The organism is Pseudomonas sp. SMV7 (genome assembly GCF_052041995.1).
Lineage (GTDB): Bacteria > Pseudomonadota > Gammaproteobacteria > Pseudomonadales > Pseudomonadaceae > Aquipseudomonas.
Genome location: NZ_JBKGGT010000022.1, coordinates 1 through 17621, shown reverse-complemented (window position 1 = coordinate 17621; position 17621 = coordinate 1). Strand labels below are relative to the sequence as shown.

At 65.2% G+C, this 17621-nt stretch carries 16 protein-coding genes; 3 read left to right on the top strand and 13 right to left on the bottom strand.

Annotated elements, in window-relative coordinates:
• Positions 1-6 precede the first annotated feature (6 nt).
• A complete protein-coding gene (locus ACLEJP_RS21970; protein WP_440809831.1) occupies positions 7-1290 on the top strand; it encodes a Zn-dependent hydrolase in 1284 nt (427 codons plus the stop codon).
• A 39-nt stretch (positions 1291-1329) separates the two neighbouring features.
• On the opposite strand, the gene ACLEJP_RS21965 is transcribed toward ACLEJP_RS21970, so the two are convergent.
• From ACLEJP_RS21965 to nhaB, 3 genes are all read right to left on the bottom strand, one after another.
• Positions 1330-2289 (bottom strand): ribonuclease Z, encoded by a 960-nt coding sequence (locus ACLEJP_RS21965; RefSeq protein ID WP_440809830.1) that lies wholly within the window; start codon positions 2287-2289, stop codon positions 1330-1332.
• A 50-nt stretch (positions 2290-2339) separates the two neighbouring features.
• The gene (locus tag ACLEJP_RS21960) at positions 2340-2900 is read right to left on the bottom strand and encodes a lipocalin family protein (protein ID WP_440809827.1); all 561 of its coding nucleotides are present in this window, start codon (positions 2898-2900) and stop codon (positions 2340-2342) included.
• Between the two features lie 175 nt (positions 2901-3075).
• A complete protein-coding gene (gene nhaB, locus ACLEJP_RS21955) occupies positions 3076-4578 on the bottom strand; it encodes a sodium/proton antiporter NhaB (protein ID WP_440809826.1) in 1503 nt (500 codons plus the stop codon).
• Between the two features lie 150 nt (positions 4579-4728).
• Between nhaB and ACLEJP_RS21950 the strand changes: the two genes are divergently transcribed.
• The gene (locus ACLEJP_RS21950) at positions 4729-5541 is read left to right on the top strand and encodes a crotonase/enoyl-CoA hydratase family protein (protein ID WP_440809824.1); all 813 of its coding nucleotides are present in this window, start codon (positions 4729-4731) and stop codon (positions 5539-5541) included.
• A gap of 35 nt (positions 5542-5576) precedes the next feature.
• Positions 5577-6407 (top strand): NAD(+) diphosphatase, encoded by an 831-nt coding sequence (gene nudC, locus ACLEJP_RS21945; RefSeq protein ID WP_440809821.1) that lies wholly within the window; start codon positions 5577-5579, stop codon positions 6405-6407.
• Between the two features lie 130 nt (positions 6408-6537).
• On the opposite strand, the gene ACLEJP_RS21940 is transcribed toward nudC, so the two are convergent.
• The 10 genes from ACLEJP_RS21940 to ACLEJP_RS21895 form a co-directional block, all read right to left on the bottom strand.
• Positions 6538-7317, bottom strand: a complete 780-nt coding sequence (locus tag ACLEJP_RS21940) for a TSUP family transporter (RefSeq protein WP_225778406.1) — start codon at positions 7315-7317, stop codon at positions 6538-6540.
• Between the two features lie 201 nt (positions 7318-7518).
• On the bottom strand, positions 7519-8349 hold the full coding sequence (locus ACLEJP_RS21935; RefSeq protein ID WP_440809815.1) for an alpha/beta fold hydrolase: 831 nt from the start codon (positions 8347-8349) through the stop codon (positions 7519-7521).
• A 106-nt stretch (positions 8350-8455) separates the two neighbouring features.
• Positions 8456-9745 (bottom strand): NAD(P)/FAD-dependent oxidoreductase, encoded by a 1290-nt coding sequence (locus ACLEJP_RS21930; protein ID WP_440809814.1) that lies wholly within the window; start codon positions 9743-9745, stop codon positions 8456-8458.
• 134 nt (positions 9746-9879) lie between these two features.
• Positions 9880-11838 carry a DNA topoisomerase III gene (locus ACLEJP_RS21925; protein ID WP_440809812.1) on the bottom strand — a complete coding sequence of 653 codons (1959 nt, stop codon included), beginning with the start codon at positions 11836-11838 and terminating at the stop codon, positions 9880-9882.
• 224 nt (positions 11839-12062) lie between these two features.
• Positions 12063-12491: a GNAT family N-acetyltransferase gene (locus tag ACLEJP_RS21920; protein WP_225778402.1), complete on the bottom strand. Its 429-nt coding sequence runs from the start codon at positions 12489-12491 to the stop codon at positions 12063-12065.
• Complete coding sequence (locus ACLEJP_RS21915) at positions 12484-13650, bottom strand: ribosomal protein uL16 3-hydroxylase (RefSeq protein WP_440809809.1); 1167 nt, start codon at positions 13648-13650, stop codon at positions 12484-12486. Before ACLEJP_RS21915 ends, ACLEJP_RS21920 begins: the two co-directional genes overlap by 8 nt.
• 81 nt (positions 13651-13731) lie before the next feature.
• Entirely contained in the window at positions 13732-15102 is a 1371-nt protein-coding gene (gene purB, locus ACLEJP_RS21910; protein ID WP_440809807.1) for an adenylosuccinate lyase, read from the bottom strand.
• 216 nt (positions 15103-15318) lie between these two features.
• Complete coding sequence (gene hflD / locus ACLEJP_RS21905; RefSeq protein ID WP_440809806.1) at positions 15319-15945, bottom strand: high frequency lysogenization protein HflD; 627 nt, start codon at positions 15943-15945, stop codon at positions 15319-15321.
• The gene (gene mnmA, locus ACLEJP_RS21900) at positions 15942-17066 is read right to left on the bottom strand and encodes a tRNA 2-thiouridine(34) synthase MnmA (protein ID WP_440809804.1); all 1125 of its coding nucleotides are present in this window, start codon (positions 17064-17066) and stop codon (positions 15942-15944) included. Before mnmA ends, hflD begins: the two co-directional genes overlap by 4 nt.
• Positions 17067-17125: 59 nt before the next feature.
• On the bottom strand, positions 17126-17566 hold the full coding sequence (locus ACLEJP_RS21895) for an NUDIX hydrolase (protein WP_440809801.1): 441 nt from the start codon (positions 17564-17566) through the stop codon (positions 17126-17128).
• Between the last annotated feature and the right edge of the window lie 55 nt (positions 17567-17621).

Below are 17621 nucleotides of genomic sequence, written 5' to 3'. Positions count from 1 at the left end.
AAACCCGTGACCCCAGTCCAAGAGATCCTCGACAGCAGCGCCCGGCATATCGACAGCGCCCGCCTGTGGCAATCGCTGATGGACCTGGCACGCCTCGGTGCCACTGCCAAGGGCGGTGTCTGCCGCCTGGCCCTGACCGACCTCGACCGCCAGGCCCGCGACCTGTTCGTGCAATGGTGCGAAGCCGCCGGCTGTACGGTGAGCATCGACGCGGTCGGTAATATCTTCGCCCGGCGCCCGGGGCGTAACCCCAAGCTGCCGCCGGTGATGACCGGCAGCCACATCGACACCCAGCCCACCGGTGGCAAGTTCGATGGCTGCTTCGGGGTCATGGCAGGGCTGGAGGTGATTCGCACCCTCAACGACCTGGGTGTGGACACCGAAGCACCACTGGAAGTAGTGGTGTGGACCAACGAGGAAGGCTCGCGCTTTGCCCCGTGCATGATGGGCTCAGGCGTGTTCGCCGGCAAGTTCACCCTGGAGGAAACCCTGGCCAAGCGTGATGCCCAGGGCGTCAGTGTCGGCGAGGCCTTGGACGCCATCGGCTACGCCGGCCCGCGCGCGGTGCAGGGCCACCCGGTCGGGGCCTATTTCGAAGCGCACATCGAGCAAGGGCCGATCCTCGAAGACCAGGCCAGGACCATCGGCGTGGTACTGGGTGCCCTTGGCCAGAAATGGTTCGACCTGACCCTGCGCGGCGTCGAAGCCCATGCCGGCCCGACCCCCATGCACCTGCGCAAGGACGCCCTGGTCGGCGCCGCCGCCGTGGTCGAAGCGGTCAACCGTACCGCCCTGGGCCACCAGCCGCATGCCTGTGGCACGGTGGGTTGCCTGCAGGCCTACCCCGGCTCGCGCAACGTAATCCCCGGCGAAGTACGCATGACCCTGGACTTCCGCCACCTGGAGGGTGAGCAACTGGATGCGATGATCAGTGACGTGCGTGCCGTGATCGAGGCGACCTGTGCCAGGCACGGCTTGAGCCACACACTGGTGCCGACGGCAGACTTCCCGGCGTTGTACTTCGACAAAGGCTGTGTCGATGCCGTGCGTGCATCCGCCGAGGCGCTGGGCCTGCCGCACATGGACATCGTCAGCGGGGCAGGGCACGACGCGATCTTCCTTGCCGAAATGGGCCCGGCGGGGATGATTTTCGTGCCTTGCGAGAACGGCATCAGCCACAACGAAATCGAGAACGCCAGCCCCGAGGACCTGGCGGCGGGCTGCGCGGTGTTGCTGCGCGCGATGCTGGCGGCGTCGGAGGCGATTGCCAGCGGGCGCCTGGCGGCTTAGCAACGCCGCCTCGGCAGCGCGGGCACGTCGCCGGGGCAGTCATCCGCTCGGTTCAAGGCTGCCATCGCGCCCGATGTGATAGCGCTGCAGGTCCTGCGCCAGGGTCAGGTGGCCGCTGTAATGGGCAGCGGCTTCGTCACGTATATCGACGATGCTCGGGCTGCGCCGTGGGTCCGGCTGGTAGCGGGCGCTGAAGTGGGTGAGCACCAGGTTGCGCACGCCAGCCGCTTCGGCAAAGCGCGCCACCGCTGCGGCGGTGCTGTGGCCGAAGGTGACCCCGGTACGTGCCACCACTGGCTGGGTGAACGTGGCTTCGTGCACCAGCACGTCCGCGCCCCTGGCCGCGTCGGCCAGCAGTTCTGGGGTGTCGTTGTCGCCGCACACGATCACGCGCCGTGGCGGACGGGACGGGCGCAGGTAATCCCGGCCGTGCAGCATCCGCCCGCCGTGCTCCACCGCCAGGCCCTTGACCAGGTCGCCCCACAGCGGCCCGCGGGGGACGCCTTCGGCTTCCAGGCGCGCGATATCCAGGCGGGGTTCGGGGTTGAGTTCGGTGAACACGAACGCGACGCTCGGGACCCGGTGCGACAGCTGCACGGTAGTCACGTGCATCGCCTCACTGTGCCATTCCAGCAGGTCCTCCACCGCCAGCAGGCGCAGTTCGAACGGCAGGAAGGTGTCGCTGGCCGCCAGCCCCTGCCGGACCCATTCGTGCAGGGCAACGGGCAGCACCAGGTCAAGTGGCTGGGTGCGTCCGCTCATGCCGGCGCTGGCCAGCAGGCCCGGCAGGCCGAAGCAGTGGTCGCCATGTACATGGGTGATGAAGATCGCCCGCAGGTCGCGGATCGAAAGCGGTGTATGCAGCAGCCGGTGCTGGGTGCCTTCGCCACAGTCGACCAGGTACCAGTGGCTGCCCGTGGCTTCGATCACAGCCGTGGCGCTGACATTGCGTGCCTTGGTGGGCACCCCGGCGGAGGTGCCGAGGAACAACAGATCCATTACAACTCCTTGGTGATGCCCGGGCCGGCTGGCCGAGCCGTCCTGTGGTTTCAGGGGCGCGCTTCGGCATCCGCCTGGCGCCAGATCAGTTCGCTGGTGTCGTAGCCCTGCTCGCGGGCGATATCCAGCAGCTGCTCTCGTGTCTGGTCGGGGATGGCCGGCGTGCGTGAGAGCAGCCACAGGTACTCGCGGTTGGGGTGGCCGACCAGGGCCACGCGGTAATCCTGGTCGTGGTACAGCACCCAGTACTCGCCCTTGGTCAGGCCGGGTGCCAGGCGGCTGAACCAGTTGTCGAAGCGCACCCAGAGCTTGTCGGTACTGCCTGGTTGCTGGGCTTCGGCGATACCCCTGGCTTCATTCCACTGGCCGTCCTTTTCCCGGCAGCGGTTGGTCACGTCGACGCGGCCGTCGGCCCGCAGGCCATAGTGCGCCTCGGACTGCACGCAGTTGCGCTGGAAGAACATCGGCAAGCGCGCCAGTTCGTACCAGGTGCCCTGGTAGCGTTGCAGGTCAACCTGCTGGGTATGCGGCGGCGCCGGGTGGTCGTTGCCGGCGCAGCCGAGCAGGGCCAGGGTCAGGCAGGAAAGCAGCAGCGGGGTGCGTAGTGCCATGTCGACCTCCTTGCAATGGGTAGGGCTCACCTGTGTTTCGATGCGGGCGCGCGGCAAAAGTTGTACGGGATTGCGCTTTTCAGCGCGAACCGGACTGCACCTCGCCGGCGCGCGCCTGCCGGGCGAGGATAGTCGAATGACAGCCGCCTGATCGACTGGGCCGCTGCAGGCTGCCTCACAGCCAGTAGGTCACCGCCCACCAGCCCAGCCCACCCATTACCACGGTATAGGGCAAGGCCATCCATACCATGCGCCCATACGACAGCCGGATCAGCGGCGCGATCGCCGAGGTCAGCAGGAACAGGAACGCAGCCTGGCCGTTCGGGGTCGCCACGCTGGGCAGGTTGGTGCCGGTGTTGATCGCCACCGCCAGGGTCTCGAAATGCTCGCGGCTCATGCCGCCATTGACAAACGCCTGCTTCACTTCGGTGATGTAGATGGTGGCGACGAACACGTTGTCGCTGATCGCCGAAAGCAAGCCATTGGCCAGGTACAGCATGCCTGGCTGCTGTTCGGCCGGCAGGGCCAGTACCCAGGTAATCAGCGGGCTGAACAGCTGCTGCTGGTGGATCACCGCCACGACGGCGAAGAACACCACCAGCAACGCGGTGAACGGCATGGCGTCCTGGAAGGCGCGGCCCAGGCGGTGTTCATCGGTGATACCGGTGAACGCGGTGATCAGCACGATCACCATCAGGCCGATCAGGCCGACTTCGGCAACGTGCAACCCCAGGCAGACGATCAGGATCAGCGCGGCGAAGCCTTGCACCCACAGCGCGATGCGCTGGGCGGGGGTGCGTGCGGCATCGTCCTCGGCGGCGTAGGCGGCCAGCACCTGGCGCACCGGCTCGGGCATCAGTGTGCCGTAACCGAACAGGCGCAGCTTCTCCAGCAGCACGCAGGTCAGCAGGCCGGCAGCCAGTACCGGTAGCGATACCGGCGCCACCTTGAGGAAGAAATCGGCAAAATGCCAGCCCATTTCGTGGCCGATCAGCAGGTTCTGCGGCTCGCCCACCAGGGTGCAGACACCGCCCAGGGCAGTGCCCACCGCGCCATGCATCAACAGGCTGCGCAGGAAGGCACGGAACTGGTCGAGGTGTTCACGGTGCAGTGCCGCGACCTGCTGGTCGCTGTCCAGCGCAACGTCTTCGCGTGGGTTGGCCCCGGAGGCAACACGGTGGTACACCGCATAGAAGCCGACCGCGGCGCTGATGATCACGGCGGTCACGGTCAGTGCGTCGAGAAACGCCGAGAGAAAGGCCGACAGCACGCAGAACAGCAATGCCAGGATTGCCTTCGAACGCACCCCGAGCAAAATGCGCGAGAACAGGAACAGCAGCAGTTCCTTCATGAAGTGGATGCCGGCGACCATGAACATCAGCAGCAGGATGACCGGGAAGTTGTGCTGCAGCTCTTCGTACAGGGCTTGCGGGGTGGTCATCTGCAACAGCAGCGCTTCGACCAGCAGCAGCCCGCCGGGCATCAGCGGGTAGCATTTCAGGGCCATGCCCAGGGTGAAGATGAACTCGAGCACCAGCGCCCAGCCCGCGGCGACCGGGCCAAGGGTGGCCAGCAGCAGCGGGTTGAGTACCAGGAACAGGCAGATGACGGCCTTGTACCAAAGCGGCGACTGGCCCAGGAAGCTGTGGGCGAGGGCGCCAGTCAGGGAGCGCGACATGAATTTGTATCCTTATGATTCGGCGATGGCGAACGGTGCCGGATCGGCGCGTCTTAGGCAAGGCATACAGTCCCGTTTTTGGCACAAGTACGGCCATCGGGCTGGGTTACCATCCGTGGCATGAACCTGTCACCTCCAGGAGTGCCGCCCGTGACCGAGTACAGCGCATTCAAGGTCGAACTGACCGACAACATTGCCCATGTCCAGATCAACCGCCCGGAGAAGGTCAATGCGATGAACGCCGCCTTCTGGGAAGAGATCATCGATATCTTCCAGTGGGTAGACGATACCGACGCGGTGCGGGTAGTGGTGCTCAGCGGCGCCGGCAAGCATTTTTCCGCCGGCATCGACCTGATGATGCTGGCCTCGCTGGCCGGGCAGATGGGCAAGGACGTCGGCCGTAACGCGCGCTTCCTGCGCAGTACCATCCTGCGCCTGCAGGCGTCGTTCAATGCCGTGGACCAGTGCCGCAAGCCGGTTCTGGCCGCTGTGCAAGGCTATTGCATCGGCGGCGCCATCGACCTCATCTCGGCCTGCGACATGCGTTACTGCAGCGCCGACGCGCAATTCTCGATCAAGGAGATCGACATGGGCATGGCTGCCGATGTCGGCACACTGCAACGTTTGCCTCGTATCATCGGGGACGGCATGATGCGTGAGCTGGCCTTCACCGGGCGCAATGTCGAGGCTGCAGAGGCGCTGCGCATCGGCCTGGTCAACCGGGTCTATGATGATCAGGCCGCGCTGCTGGACGGGGTCTTTGCCCTCGCCGGCGAGATTGCCGCAAAATCACCGATCGCCGTGGCCGGCACCAAGGAGATGCTCAGCTACATGCGTGACCATCGCATCGACGATGGCCTGGAATACATCGCCACCTGGAACGCCGCGATGCTGCAGTCTGAAGACCTGCGCGTGGCCGTGGCGGCGCACATGAGCAAACAGAAACCGACGTTCGCCGACTGACCGGGCCGGGGGACGCGCAGTAAAGGATCCCCGACATGTCAGCACGCTGGACTACTGCAGTACTCGACCCGCAGATCACCGGGGGCCTGGCCGTGGCCCGCAGCCCGGAAGGGTTCCTGGTGGACGCCAACGGCGCGCTGTTCTCCCGCGACTGGCTCAAGCGCCAGGACCTGGATGTGCTGTGCGAGCATGGCATCGGCCACTTCGATGGCCAGCCGGTGTTCCTCCTGGAGCTGCGCAGCGCCAGCGAGATGCCAGGTTGTGCCTGGCGTGGCCTGCGTGCGTTCATGCTCGAAGGCGACTTCGACACCTACAAGGTGCTGGGCTACGCCGCACAGATCGGCACCTGGGCGCGCGAGCACCGCTTCTGCGGCAGTTGCGGCCAGGCGATGACACAGATCCGCTGGGAGCGGGCGATGTACTGCCAGCCCTGCGACCTGCGCAGCTACCCGCGCATTTCGCCGAGCATGATCGTGCTGGTGACCCGTGGCGATGAAGTGTTGCTGGCGCGCTCGCCGCGCTTCGTCAGCGGGGTGTACAGCACCCTGGCAGGCTTCGCCGAACCGGGCGAGTCGGCCGAAGATTGCCTGGTGCGCGAAGTGCGCGAGGAAGTGGCGGTGGAGGTGAAGAACATCCAGTACGTGGGCAGCCAGTGCTGGCCGTTCCCGCACTCGATGATGCTGGGCTTTCATGCCGAATACGCCGGGGGCGATATCGTCATGCAGCCGGACGAGATCGAGGATGCCAGGTGGTTCAGTGTCCACGACCTGCCGCCGCTGCCGGCCGGGCGCTCCATCGCCCGCTACCTTATCGACCTCTACGTTGCACGGCGGCTGGGCTGTGATATCCCTGCTTTCCCGTCCTAGCTGCAGTGAGAAATGTTCTCCGACTAGGCGCAGGGCGCAGGCAATGGTCATTCCATTGCCAAGTCCTGCAACGACGGCGGAGGACATTTCTCGCGCAGATAGGGCGGGTAAGCAGGGGTATCACAGCCCATCAGGCCTGCCCGAACCAGTGCTGCCACGCCAGGCGCACGGTCAAGGCCAGCACCACGGTGATGAATACCGGGCGGATGAACTTGCTGCCGCCGCTGATCGCCGTGCGTGCACCAAAGAAGGCGCCCACCATCACTGACAGGCCCATGCACAGGCCGACGATATAGTCCACCTGCCCGGAGATGATGAACACCGTCAGCGCCGCGATGTTGCTGACGAAGTTCATGCTGCGTGCCACACCGCTGGCGCGCACCAGGTCGATGGGGTACAGCAGCAGGGTGCTGACGGTCCAGAACGCCCCGGTACCCGGGCCGGCGACGCCGTCGTAGAAGCCCAGGGTGAAGCCTTGGGGCAGCTGCCATTTCTTCCTGATCGGGGCGTCGGCATCGAGCGGTGCCTTGGGCGTGCCGCCGAACAGCAGGTAGACGCCACAGGCGAAGACGATCACCGGCAGCATCTTGTTCAGCCATTCGGCTGGCATGTAGTGGGCGATCACTGCACCGAGCAGGGCCCCGGTCAGGGTGGCGAACAATGCCGGGCGCCATTGCGCGGGGTGGAACAGCTTGCGTTTGTAGTAGGTGAAACCCGCTGTCGCCGAGCCGAATGTGGAACTGAGCTTGTTGGTGCCCAGCACCAGATGGGGTGGCATGCCGGCGGTGAGCAGTGCAGGGGTGGTGAGCAGGCCGCCGCCGCCGGCGATGGCGTCGATGAAACCGGCGACAAAGGCGACCAGCGCCAGGATCAGCAGGGTGAGCGGTTCTACGGTGAGTTCGAAGGGCATGGTTTCTTGGCAGGCAGGGAGGCAAGGGGCGGCAAAGGGCCGCGCTAGAAGGGAAACATGTTAATCCTGAGGTGTATGGGTTGCCAGTGCCGGCCCTTTCGCGGGTAAACCCGCTCCTGCAGGTTACGTGCACATTTCAAGAGCTGTGCAGTACCTGTGGGAGCGGGTTTACCCGCGAAGAGGTCGGTGCAGGCGATCACATCAGCTACGGATAAACGCCAGCAGGTCCGCATTGATCACATCGGCATGGGTGGTCGGCATGCCATGCGGGTAACCCTTGTACGTCTTCAGCGTGCCGTTGGGCAGCAGCTTCGCCGACAGCAACCCGGCGTTTTCATACGGCACGATCTGGTCATCGTCGCCATGCATCACCAGCACCGGCTGGGTGATGCCCTTCAGGTCTTCGGTGAAGTCGGTCTGGGAAAACGCCACGATGCCATCGTAATGGGCCTTGGCGCTGCCGATCATGCCCTGGCGCCACCAGTTGCCGATGATGCCCTCGCTGGCTTCGACACCGGGGCGGTTGTAGCCATAGAACGGCCCAGCCGGCACATCCCGATAGAACTGTGCGCGGTTGCTGGCGACCTGGGTCTGGAAGCCGTCGAACACCGACTTGGGCAGGCCGCCCGGGTTGGCCGCTGTCTGTACCATCAGTGGCGGCACGGCGGCAATCAGCACGGCCTTGGCGACCTTGTCGCCGGGGTGGCGGGCCATGTAGCGCACCACTTCGCCGCCACCGGTCGAATGGCCGACATGCACGGCGCCCTGGATCCCCAGGTGGGCGACCACCGCTGCCACGTCGTCGGCGTAGTGGTCCATGTCATGGCCGTCCCAGACCTGGCTGGAGCGGCCATGGCCACGGCGGTCGTGGGCGACCACTCGGTAACCGTGGGCGAGGAAGAACAGCATCTGCGCGTCCCAGTCATCGGCGCTCAACGGCCAGCCGTGATGGAAGTGAATGACCGGCGCATCGCGCGGGCCCCAGTCCTTGTAGAAGATCTGTACGCCGTCCTGCGTGGTTACATAGCTCATGGTCGTGTCTCCTGTGCGGCAGGAACCGAAGGGAGCTATTGAGCATAGGCGGGATCTGGGCGGCTATCGGGATTTTGTGTCGCCTGCGTAGGCGACACAGATGCCCTCAGATGCGGTCGCGCATGCGGTACCAGGCCTTGGCGGCGGCTTCCAGCGGTGCGGCCAGCAGGTCGCCGCCCGGGAAGCGGCCATTGTCGAGGCCTTGGTACAGCGAAAGCAGGTCATCGTCACCGAGGATGGCGTCACTCACCGCCCGCGCGGCGGCCAGGGTCGGCAGCACGCCATGCCCGGAAAAACCTTGCAACCAGTAGCGCTGGCCTTCACGACCGACGTCCGGGGTACGCTGCATGCTGCAGTCGATATGGCCGCCCCAGGCGTAATCGATGGCCACCCCGGCCAGTTGTGGGAACACCCGTTCCAGGTAGGGGCGGGTGGCGCTGGCGACGTCCCTGGGAATACCGCCGAGGTAGGTGCAGCCGCCACCGAACAGCAGGCGGTGGTCTGGGGTGAGGCGGAAGTAGTCGGGCACGAACTGGTTGTCGATCACGCAACTGTTGCGTGGCAGCAGCGACTGGGCGAACTCGGCATCCAGTGGCGCGGTGGCGACCTGGTAGGAGCCGACCGGCAACAAGCGCCGCGACAGGTTGCGGTCGAGCTGGTCGATGTAGGCATTGCAGGCCAGCACCAGCACGTCGCAACGTACCTCGCCGCCGGCGGTGCGTGCGACATAGCCGTTGCCACTCGGCGCGTAGGCCAGCACCTGGCTTTGCTCGAAGATGCCCCCGCCCGCAGCCTCGAGGGTGCTGGCCAGGCCCTGGGCCAGTTTCAGCGGGTTGAGATGCGCGCCATTGGCGTCATACAGTGCAGCCTGGTAGCGCGGGCTGTCGATCCACTGTGGCAGCTCGTCGCGGCCAATCAGGCGCAGGGCGTCGTAGCCCCATGTGTGTTCAGCCTCGTGCAAGGCCTGTTCAAGCATTTTCACCCGGCGTGGCATCACGGCGGTCCACAGGCTGCCTGGCCGATAGTCGATGTCGAAGCCATGCCGCTGCGGTAGTTCGCGCATTTCGTCGGCGGCCCAGCACATGCTGGCCCACAGGCGTCGGCTGCGCTCGAGACCCAGGGCTTTTTCCAGCGGCGGCATGTCGCATGACCAACCGAGCAGGGCCTGGCCACCGTTACGCCCGGACGCAGCCCAGGCCACGCGGCTGGCCTCCAGCAGCGTCACGCGCTTGCCTGCCTGGGCCAGGCGCAGGGCGGTGTGCAGGCCGCTGAAGCCGGCGCCGATGATCAGCACCTCGGTGGCGTGGCTACCTTGCAGGGTGGGGCGCAGGGGGATGCTGGCGGGGTAGGTCTGGGCATAATACGTGGCGACGTGCTGGGCGGATTGCTTGAACATGCAAGCCTCTCATGAAAATTATTGTGATTATTTTCATGAAAAGTTAGCAGTTAAATTTCATGATGCCAATGCGTCGGCTACGTTTTGTGGTTTGCCTGGCTTGCCAGCGATAGGGCTACTCATGGCAAAAGGATTCAGGTTGAGGCTTTTTTCCTGGGCTGTCGCGGCTTGCTGGCGGCCGCTTTTCTTCCAGCCGCCTTGCTTTTCCCACCACTTCGGCGCTTCTTCTTCCAGGGTGGCGCAGCCCCGGCTGCTGGCCCGCTGATAGTCATGCGCATACCGCTGCAGCGCTCCACCAGCTTGCCCATCCACGCCGACTGCCGGGCGACGAATTCTTCCAGTGTCATTTCACCGCTCTGCACCATGTCCAGCGCCTGCTCCCAGATTGCCGTGGTGCCGGGGTCGGCAATCGCACGGGGCACGGCGTCGATCAGGCTGAACGCAGCAGGTGTGGCGGACAGGGCTTTGCCATGCTTCACCAGGTAACCACGGTCGAGCAGGCCCTGGATGATGCTGGCACGGGTGGCTTCGGTGCCGATGCCGGTGGTTTCCTTGAGCTTCTGTTTCAGCCGCGGGTCTTCCACCAGCTTGGCCACATTCTTCATCGCCTTGATCAGGTCGCCCTCGGTAAACGGCTTGGGCGGCTGGGTCCACAGGTCTTTCAGTTGCAGGCTATGCACTGCGCAGTCCTGGCCCTCGCGCAGCGCTGGCAGCACCTGGGCCGGTAGTGCTTCGCGGCCCTTGGCCGGGGCCAGTGCCTCGGGCAGGGCGCGGCGCCAGCCGGGTTCGACGATCTGCTTGCCCACCGCGCGCAGGGCGTGGCCGGCGCAGTCGAAGTCGGCCTGGGTACGGTCGTACTCGTGGTTGGGCAGGAACTGCGCCAGGTAGCGGGCGCGGATCAGGGTATACACCGCCTTGTGCTTGGCCGGCAGGCGCGTTGGGTCGCTGGCGGCGGCGGTCGGGATGATGCCGTGGTGGGCGCTGACCTTGGCATCGTTCCAGGCCCGTGAGCGGCGCTGCGGCTGCAGATGAGCCTGCAGCGCTGCCAGGCTGGCATCGGCCCGTTGCAGCGCGGCGAGGATGGCCGGCGCCTCGGCGTGCTGGCTTTGCGGCAGGTAGCCGCAGTCGCTGCGCGGGTAGGTGATCAGCTTGTGGGCTTCGTACAGGGCCTGGGCTATGTCGAGGGTTTCCTGGGCACCGAGGCCGAACTTTTTCGAGCACAGCTCCTGCAGGGTGCCCAGGTCGAAGGGCAGGGGTGCGGCTTCCCGCACGCGCTCGGTGGCCACCTTGCTGGCCCGTGCGGTACCGGCCTGGTGGATGTCGGCAGCGGCCTGCTGTGCCAGCTCCTGCTTCAGGCAGCGGCCCTGGTCGTCGCAGGCGTCCTCGGGGGCGCGCCACTGGGTGTTGAATTGTTGACCGGCATGTTCCAGTTGCACGTCGATGGCCCAGAACGGCACCGGTATGAAGCCGGCGATGCTGCGGTCGCGGTCGACCACCAGGCGCAAGGTCGGTGTTTGCACCCGGCCTACCGGTAGCACGCCCTGGTAGCCGGACTGGCGGCCCAGCAAGGTGAACAACCGGCTCATGTTCATGCCGATCAGCCAGTCGGCGCGGGAGCGCCCCAGCGCCGAGTGGTACAGGTTGAAGGTTTGGTGGCCCGGTAGCAGGCGGGCCAGGGCCTTGCGGATGGAGGCGTCGTCCAGTGCCGACAACCACAGGCGCTGCACCGGGCCGCGATAACGACAATGCTCGACCAGTTCGCGGGCAATCATTTCGCCTTCACGGTCGGCGTCGGTGGCGATCACCAGTTCCCGCGCTTCGCCGAGCAGGCGCTTGACCGCCTTGAACTGGCTGGCGGTCTTGGGCTTGACCAGCATCTTCCATTGTTGCGGAATGATCGGCAGGTCGGCCAGGTTCCAGCGCTTGTAGCGTTCGTCGTAGCTGTCGGGCGGGGCGGTTTCCAGCAGGTGGCCGATGCACCAGGTCACGCAGACGTCGGTGCCTTGCCAGCAGCCGTCGCCCTTGCGGTTGGCGCCGAGCACCTTGGCGATGTCTTTTGCCTGGGAGGGTTTTTCACAAAGGAACAGGCGCATGGCCGAGGACGCTTCATCGGGGGTGATGGGCGATAGGATGCGCAAGCGAGCGCGCGGAGGCAAGTTTTATCTGGATGGATGTACAGGTTTTTGTCAGGCAAGATGTGTCTTGCTGTGCCGGCCTCTTCGCGGGCTTGCCCGCTCCCACAAGGACCCCACAGATATTGAATATCTGCGCAGTACCTGTGGGAGCGGGCAAGCCCGCGAAGAGGCCGGTACAGGTATCAGACGCGTGAGTCGCGCACCATGTCCACATGCGGGATGCCGGCTTCGAGGAATTCCTCGCTGACGACGCGGAAGCCCAGCCGCTCGTAGAACGGCGTGGCATGCACCTGGGCGCTGAGCATCTGCTGCTTCAGGTCGCGGTTCTGTGCTTCGGCGATCACCGCATTGACCAGCGCATCGCCAACCTTCATCCCACGCCAGTCCTTGAGCACCGAGATGCGCCCGATGGTGCCGTCGGCCAGGAGGCGGGCCGTGCCGATCGGGTAGTCGCCTTCCAGGGCCAGGAAATGCAGCGCATCCTGGTCTTCCGAGTCGAATTCCAGTTCTGGCGGAATGTGCTGTTCGGCAACGAACACGGCTTCGCGAATACGACGAATATCGGCGTTGTCCTTGTGCCAGTCGGCGAGGCGAACACTGATTCTATTCATTGGCAAACCCCAGGCTTCCTTGTTTCACCAACTGCTGTATCAGCATCAGGCCGTCTTCATCCTGCAGCCACTCGGCCAGGTTGTCGATGTGCAGGGCGTCGGCGGCGCAGACCAGCTTCAGCAGCTCGCGCAGCTTGCCCGGCAGCGGGCAGCTGCGGCCGCTGGCGAACAGCAGCAGGTCGTCTTCGAACTCGGACCAGGCCAGGCGTGCGCTCGGGTTGCGGATCAGGATGGCGCCTTGCTCCAAGGCGTCGACCAGTTCTTCTTCGCTGAGCTCTTCACCGACGATCTGTTCCGGGTAGCGCGGCTCGGTCATGAACTGGCCGAACCAGGTCAGCAGCAGGTCCTTGTCGCTCATGTGCTTGTCGAGCAGGGCCTTGAGGCGGTCGAGCGCGTCGTGCTGGATCTGGTGCGGGTCGCTGACCGGCTGGGCGTCGGCGTCGCTGTAACGCTCTTCATCGGGCAGGAACTGGCCGAGGAAGTCGGTGAAGTGGGTCAGCACCTCGGCGGCGCTGGGGGCACGGAAGCCGACCGAGTAGGTCAGGCAGTCGTCCACCGCCACGCCGTAGTGGGCCAGGCGCGGTGGCAGGTAGAGCATGTCGCCCGGCTCCAGGGTCCACTCTTCGCTCTGCTCGAAGGCGGCGAGGATGCGCAGGTCGGCGTGCTCCAGCAGCGGGCTGTCGCTGCTGCACATCTGGCCGATCTTCCAGTTGCGCTGGCCGTGACCCTGCAGCAGGAACACGTCGTAGTTGTCGAAGTGCGGACCGACACTGCCACCAGGCGCGGCGAAGCTGATCATCACGTCATCGATGCGCCAGCTCGGCAGGAAGCGGAAGTTTTCCAGCAGTTCGGCCACTTCCGGGACGAACTGGTCGACGGCCTGCACCAGCAGGGTCCAGTCCTTCTCCGGCAGCTTGGCAAAGGTGTCTTCGTTGAACGGGCCGCGGCGCAGCTCCCACGGGTGCGCGCCGTGCTCGAGCACGATACGCGACTCGACTTCCTCTTCCAGGGCCAGGCCGGCCAGCTCGTCGGGGTCGATCGGGCTGATGAAGTCCGGGAAGGCCTGGCGCACCAGCAGCGGCTTCTTCTGCCAGTAGTCGCGCATGAATTCGCGGGCCGAGATGCCGCCGAGCAGCTGCAGTGGAGTATCAGGATTCATGTTCAACCTATTGAAAAAATGTAATTTTCGTCCGTGAATAAAAACGCCCGGCCAGGCCGGGCGTTGAACGCGACGCTCAGCTTAGATGCGTTTGGCCTGTGCTGCCGCGTTGCCGATGTAGGTAGCCGGGGTCAGCTGCTTGAGCTCGGCCTTGGCTTCGGCTGGCATATCCAGGCCGTCGATGAAGGTCAGCAGCGCTTCCGGGGTAATGCCCTTGCCGCGAGTCAGCTCCTTGAGCTTCTCGTAGGGGTTCTCGATGTTGAAGCGGCGCATCACGGTCTGGATCGGCTCGGCCAGCACTTCCCAGCAGGCGTCCAGGTCGGCAGCGATGCGGGCTTCGTTGACTTCCAGCTTGCCGATGCCTTTCAGGCTGGCTTCGTAGGCGATGACGCTGTGGGCGAAGCCCACGCCCAGGTTGCGCAGCACGGTGGAGTCGGTCAGGTCGCGCTGCCAGCGCGAGATCGGCAGCTTGCTGGCCAGGTGCTGGAACAGCGCGTTGGCGATGCCCAGGTTGCCTTCGGAGTTTTCGAAGTCGATCGGGTTGACCTTGTGCGGCATGGTCGACGAGCCGATTTCGCCGGCGACGGTCTTCTGCTTGAAGTAGCCCAGCGAGATGTAGCCCCACACGTCACGGTCGAAGTCGATCAGGATGGTGTTGAAGCGGGCGATGGCGTCGAACAGCTCGGCGATGTAGTCGTGCGGCTCGATCTGGGTGGTGTACGGGTTGAACTGCAGGCCCAGCTCGTCTTCGATGAAGGCGCGGGCGTTCTGCTCCCAGTCGATCTGCGAGTAGGCCGACAGGTGGGCGTTGTAGTTGCCTACGGCACCGTTGATCTTGCCCAGCAGCGGTACGGCAGCAACCTGGGCGATCTGGCGCTCCAGGCGGTACACGACGTTGGCCAGCTCTTTGCCCAGGGTCGTCGGCGAGGCCGGCTGGCCGTGGGTGCGCGACAGCATCGGCACGTCGGCATGGGCGTGGGCCAGGGCGCGGATGGCGTCGGCGATCTGGCGCATCAGCGGCAGCAGCACGTCGTCGCGGCCAGCGCGCAGCATCAGGGCGTGGGACAGGTTGTTGATGTCCTCGCTGGTGCAGGCGAAGTGGATGAACTCGCTGACCTTGGCCAGCTCAGGCAGCTTGGCGGCCTGCTCCTTGAGGAGGTACTCGATCGCCTTGACGTCGTGGTTGGTGGTGCGCTCGATTTCCTTGACGCGTTCGGCGTGCTCAAGCTTGAAATCGCTAGCCAGGCTGTCCAGCAGGGCATTGGCTTCGGCGGAGAATGCCGGCACTTCGCCGATCTGCGGGTGGGCGGCCAGGCGCTGCAGCCAGCGCACTTCGACCAGGGCGCGGAAACGGATCAGGCCGAATTCGCTGAAAATGGGGCGCAAGGCCTGGGTTTTGCCGGCATAACGGCCGTCTACAGGGGAAACCGCAGTGAGCGAAGAAAGCTGCATGGGGTGTTCTCGGACAGTCAGGCTTTTGGAAGGGCGCATATCATACACGAAAAATGCGCCCGAGTCGGGTGGCTGACCAAAGGTCGGCCGTACAAAAGTGCTTGATGCGATCCCTGTGGGAGCGGGCGTGCCCGCGAACACCGGCGAAGCCGGTGCCATCCACCGAGTTGCCTGTTTCGCGGGCGCGCCCGCTCCCACAGAGGCTGGTACAGCCTTTCAGTTAGTGCTACGCATCATGTCGTACAGTTCGTTGAGCAACTTGCGCCGGCTGAACACCAGCTGCCAGCGGTGGCCACCCAGCTGGCGCCACAGACGGGCGGCGCGGATACCGGCCAGCAGCAGGGCGCGAATCTTCGAGGCGTTGCTGGCCTGCTGCAGGAAGCGCATGTCGCCATGCACCTGGATACGCTGGCGCAAGGTGCTCAGGGTGTCCTGGTACAAGGCTCCGCTGGAAGCGATGACGTTTTCGTGAACCAGGCCGAAATGCTCGGCCTGGGACTGGATTTGCGGCAGGCGATTGCCAATGGTGTCGAGCAGGTCGGCGCGCTTGTTCAGCTGGCGCTCCAGGCCGAGTATCGACAGGGCATAGCGCAGCGGCTCGCGCTGCAGGCTGCTGGGGTCGCGCTCCAGGGCGCCGACCAGCGCCCGGTAGCCGTCGCGCAGGTTGAGGTCGTCGCCGCCGAACACCTCCAGGGTGTCCTTGGGGTCACGCACCAGCAGGCTGCCCAGCATGCAACCGATGTTGGCTTCGCTGGCCTGGCCGGTGCGGGCGATGCGGTCCACCAGTACTGCGGCCTGAAACACGCCGCCCAGCGCAATCAACTGCTCCTGCAGCTTGCTCATGCGCGCGGGCTCCACGGCTCGGCAGTTTCGATCACGCCACCGCCCAGGCATACCTCGCCATCGTAGAACACCACCGACTGGCCCGGGGTAACGGCGCGCTGGGGTTCGTCGAACACGGCGCGGTAACCGCTTGCGCTGCGTTCCAGGGTGCAGCGCTGGTCACCCTGGCGATAGCGAACCTTGGCGGTGAGCTGGCGCGGGCTGCCGAGGTCGATCGGGTTGACCCAGAAAATTTCCGAGGCCAGCAGGGCCCGCGAGAACAGCCAGGGGTGGTCGTTGCCCTGGCCGACCACCAGCACGTTGCGCGCCAGGTCCTTGTGCAGCACGTACCACGGCTCGTCACCTGCATCCTTCAGGCCGCCAATGCCCAGGCCCTGGCGCTGGCCGATGGTGTGGTACATCAGGCCGTGGTGGCGGCCGATCACTTCGCCGTCAGTGGTTTCGATGTTGCCCGGCTGGGCCGGCAGGTACTGCTTGAGGAAGTCGCTGAAACGGCGCTCGCCGATGAAGCAGATGCCGGTCGAGTCCTTCTTCTTGGCAGTGGCCAGGCCATGCTTTTCGGCAATGGCGCGCACTTCGGGCTTTTCCAGTTCGCCGACCGGGAACAGGGTGCGGGCGATTTCCTTGCCGCCGACGGCGTGCAGGAAGTAGCTCTGGTCCTTGTTCGGGTCCAGGCCCTTGAGCAGTTCGGTCAGTTCGCCGGTGTCGCGGCGGCGCACGTAGTGGCCGGTGGCGATCAGGTCGGCGCCCAGCGACAGGGCGTAGTCGAGGAACGCCTTGAACTTGATTTCACGGTTGCAGAGGATGTCCGGGTTGGGCGTGCGGCCGGCCTTGTATTCCTCGAGGAAATGCTCGAAGACGTTGTCCCAGTATTCGGCGGCGAAGTTGGCGGTGTGCAGCTTGATGCCGATGCGGTCGCACACGGCCTGGGCGTCGGCCAGGTCTTCACGGGCAGTGCAGTATTCGGTGCCGTCGTCTTCTTCCCAGTTCTTCATGAACAGCCCTTCCACCTGGTAGCCCTGCTCCATGAGCAGAAGGGCGGAGACGGAAGAGTCCACGCCGCCGGACATGCCGACGATGACGCGGGTCTTGGCGGGGTCTTTGAGTGCTGGGCTGGTCATGGTTACCGGTGTGTATCAGGGGGGAAAAGCGCCGATTCTATCAAACCCGCGGCGCCACGTCAGTCACGCAGCAGGTCGAGGCTGTGCAGGGGGCCTTTGAGGTAGTCGTCGAGGCAGCGTGGTACCAGTTCGCTGCGCCAGCGGGCCGGGTCGGCCAGCAGTTCATCGCGGGTCAGCCACACGGCGCGGATGATGTCGCTGTCCAGGGCCAGTTCCGGGCGGTGGCGCACGGGGCGGGCGGCGAAGCAGATGCGCTGGTAGGTCACGCCGTTGCTGGGGGCGGTGTACAGGTAGATGCCGACCACCCCGGTCAGCTCGACTTCCCAGGCGGTTTCTTCCAGGGTTTCGCGCAGGGCGGCCTGGGGCAGGGTTTCGTTGCGCTCGAGGTGGCCGGCGGGTTGGTTGAAGACCTGCGCGCCTGCCTTGAATTCCTCGACGAAGAGGAACTTGCCGTCTTGCTCGACGATGGTGGCGACGGTGATGTGGGGTTGCCAGGTCATTGCTGTGTCCTTGTCGATTGACGGGGCCGCTTTGCGGCCCTTCGGGGGGTTGGTC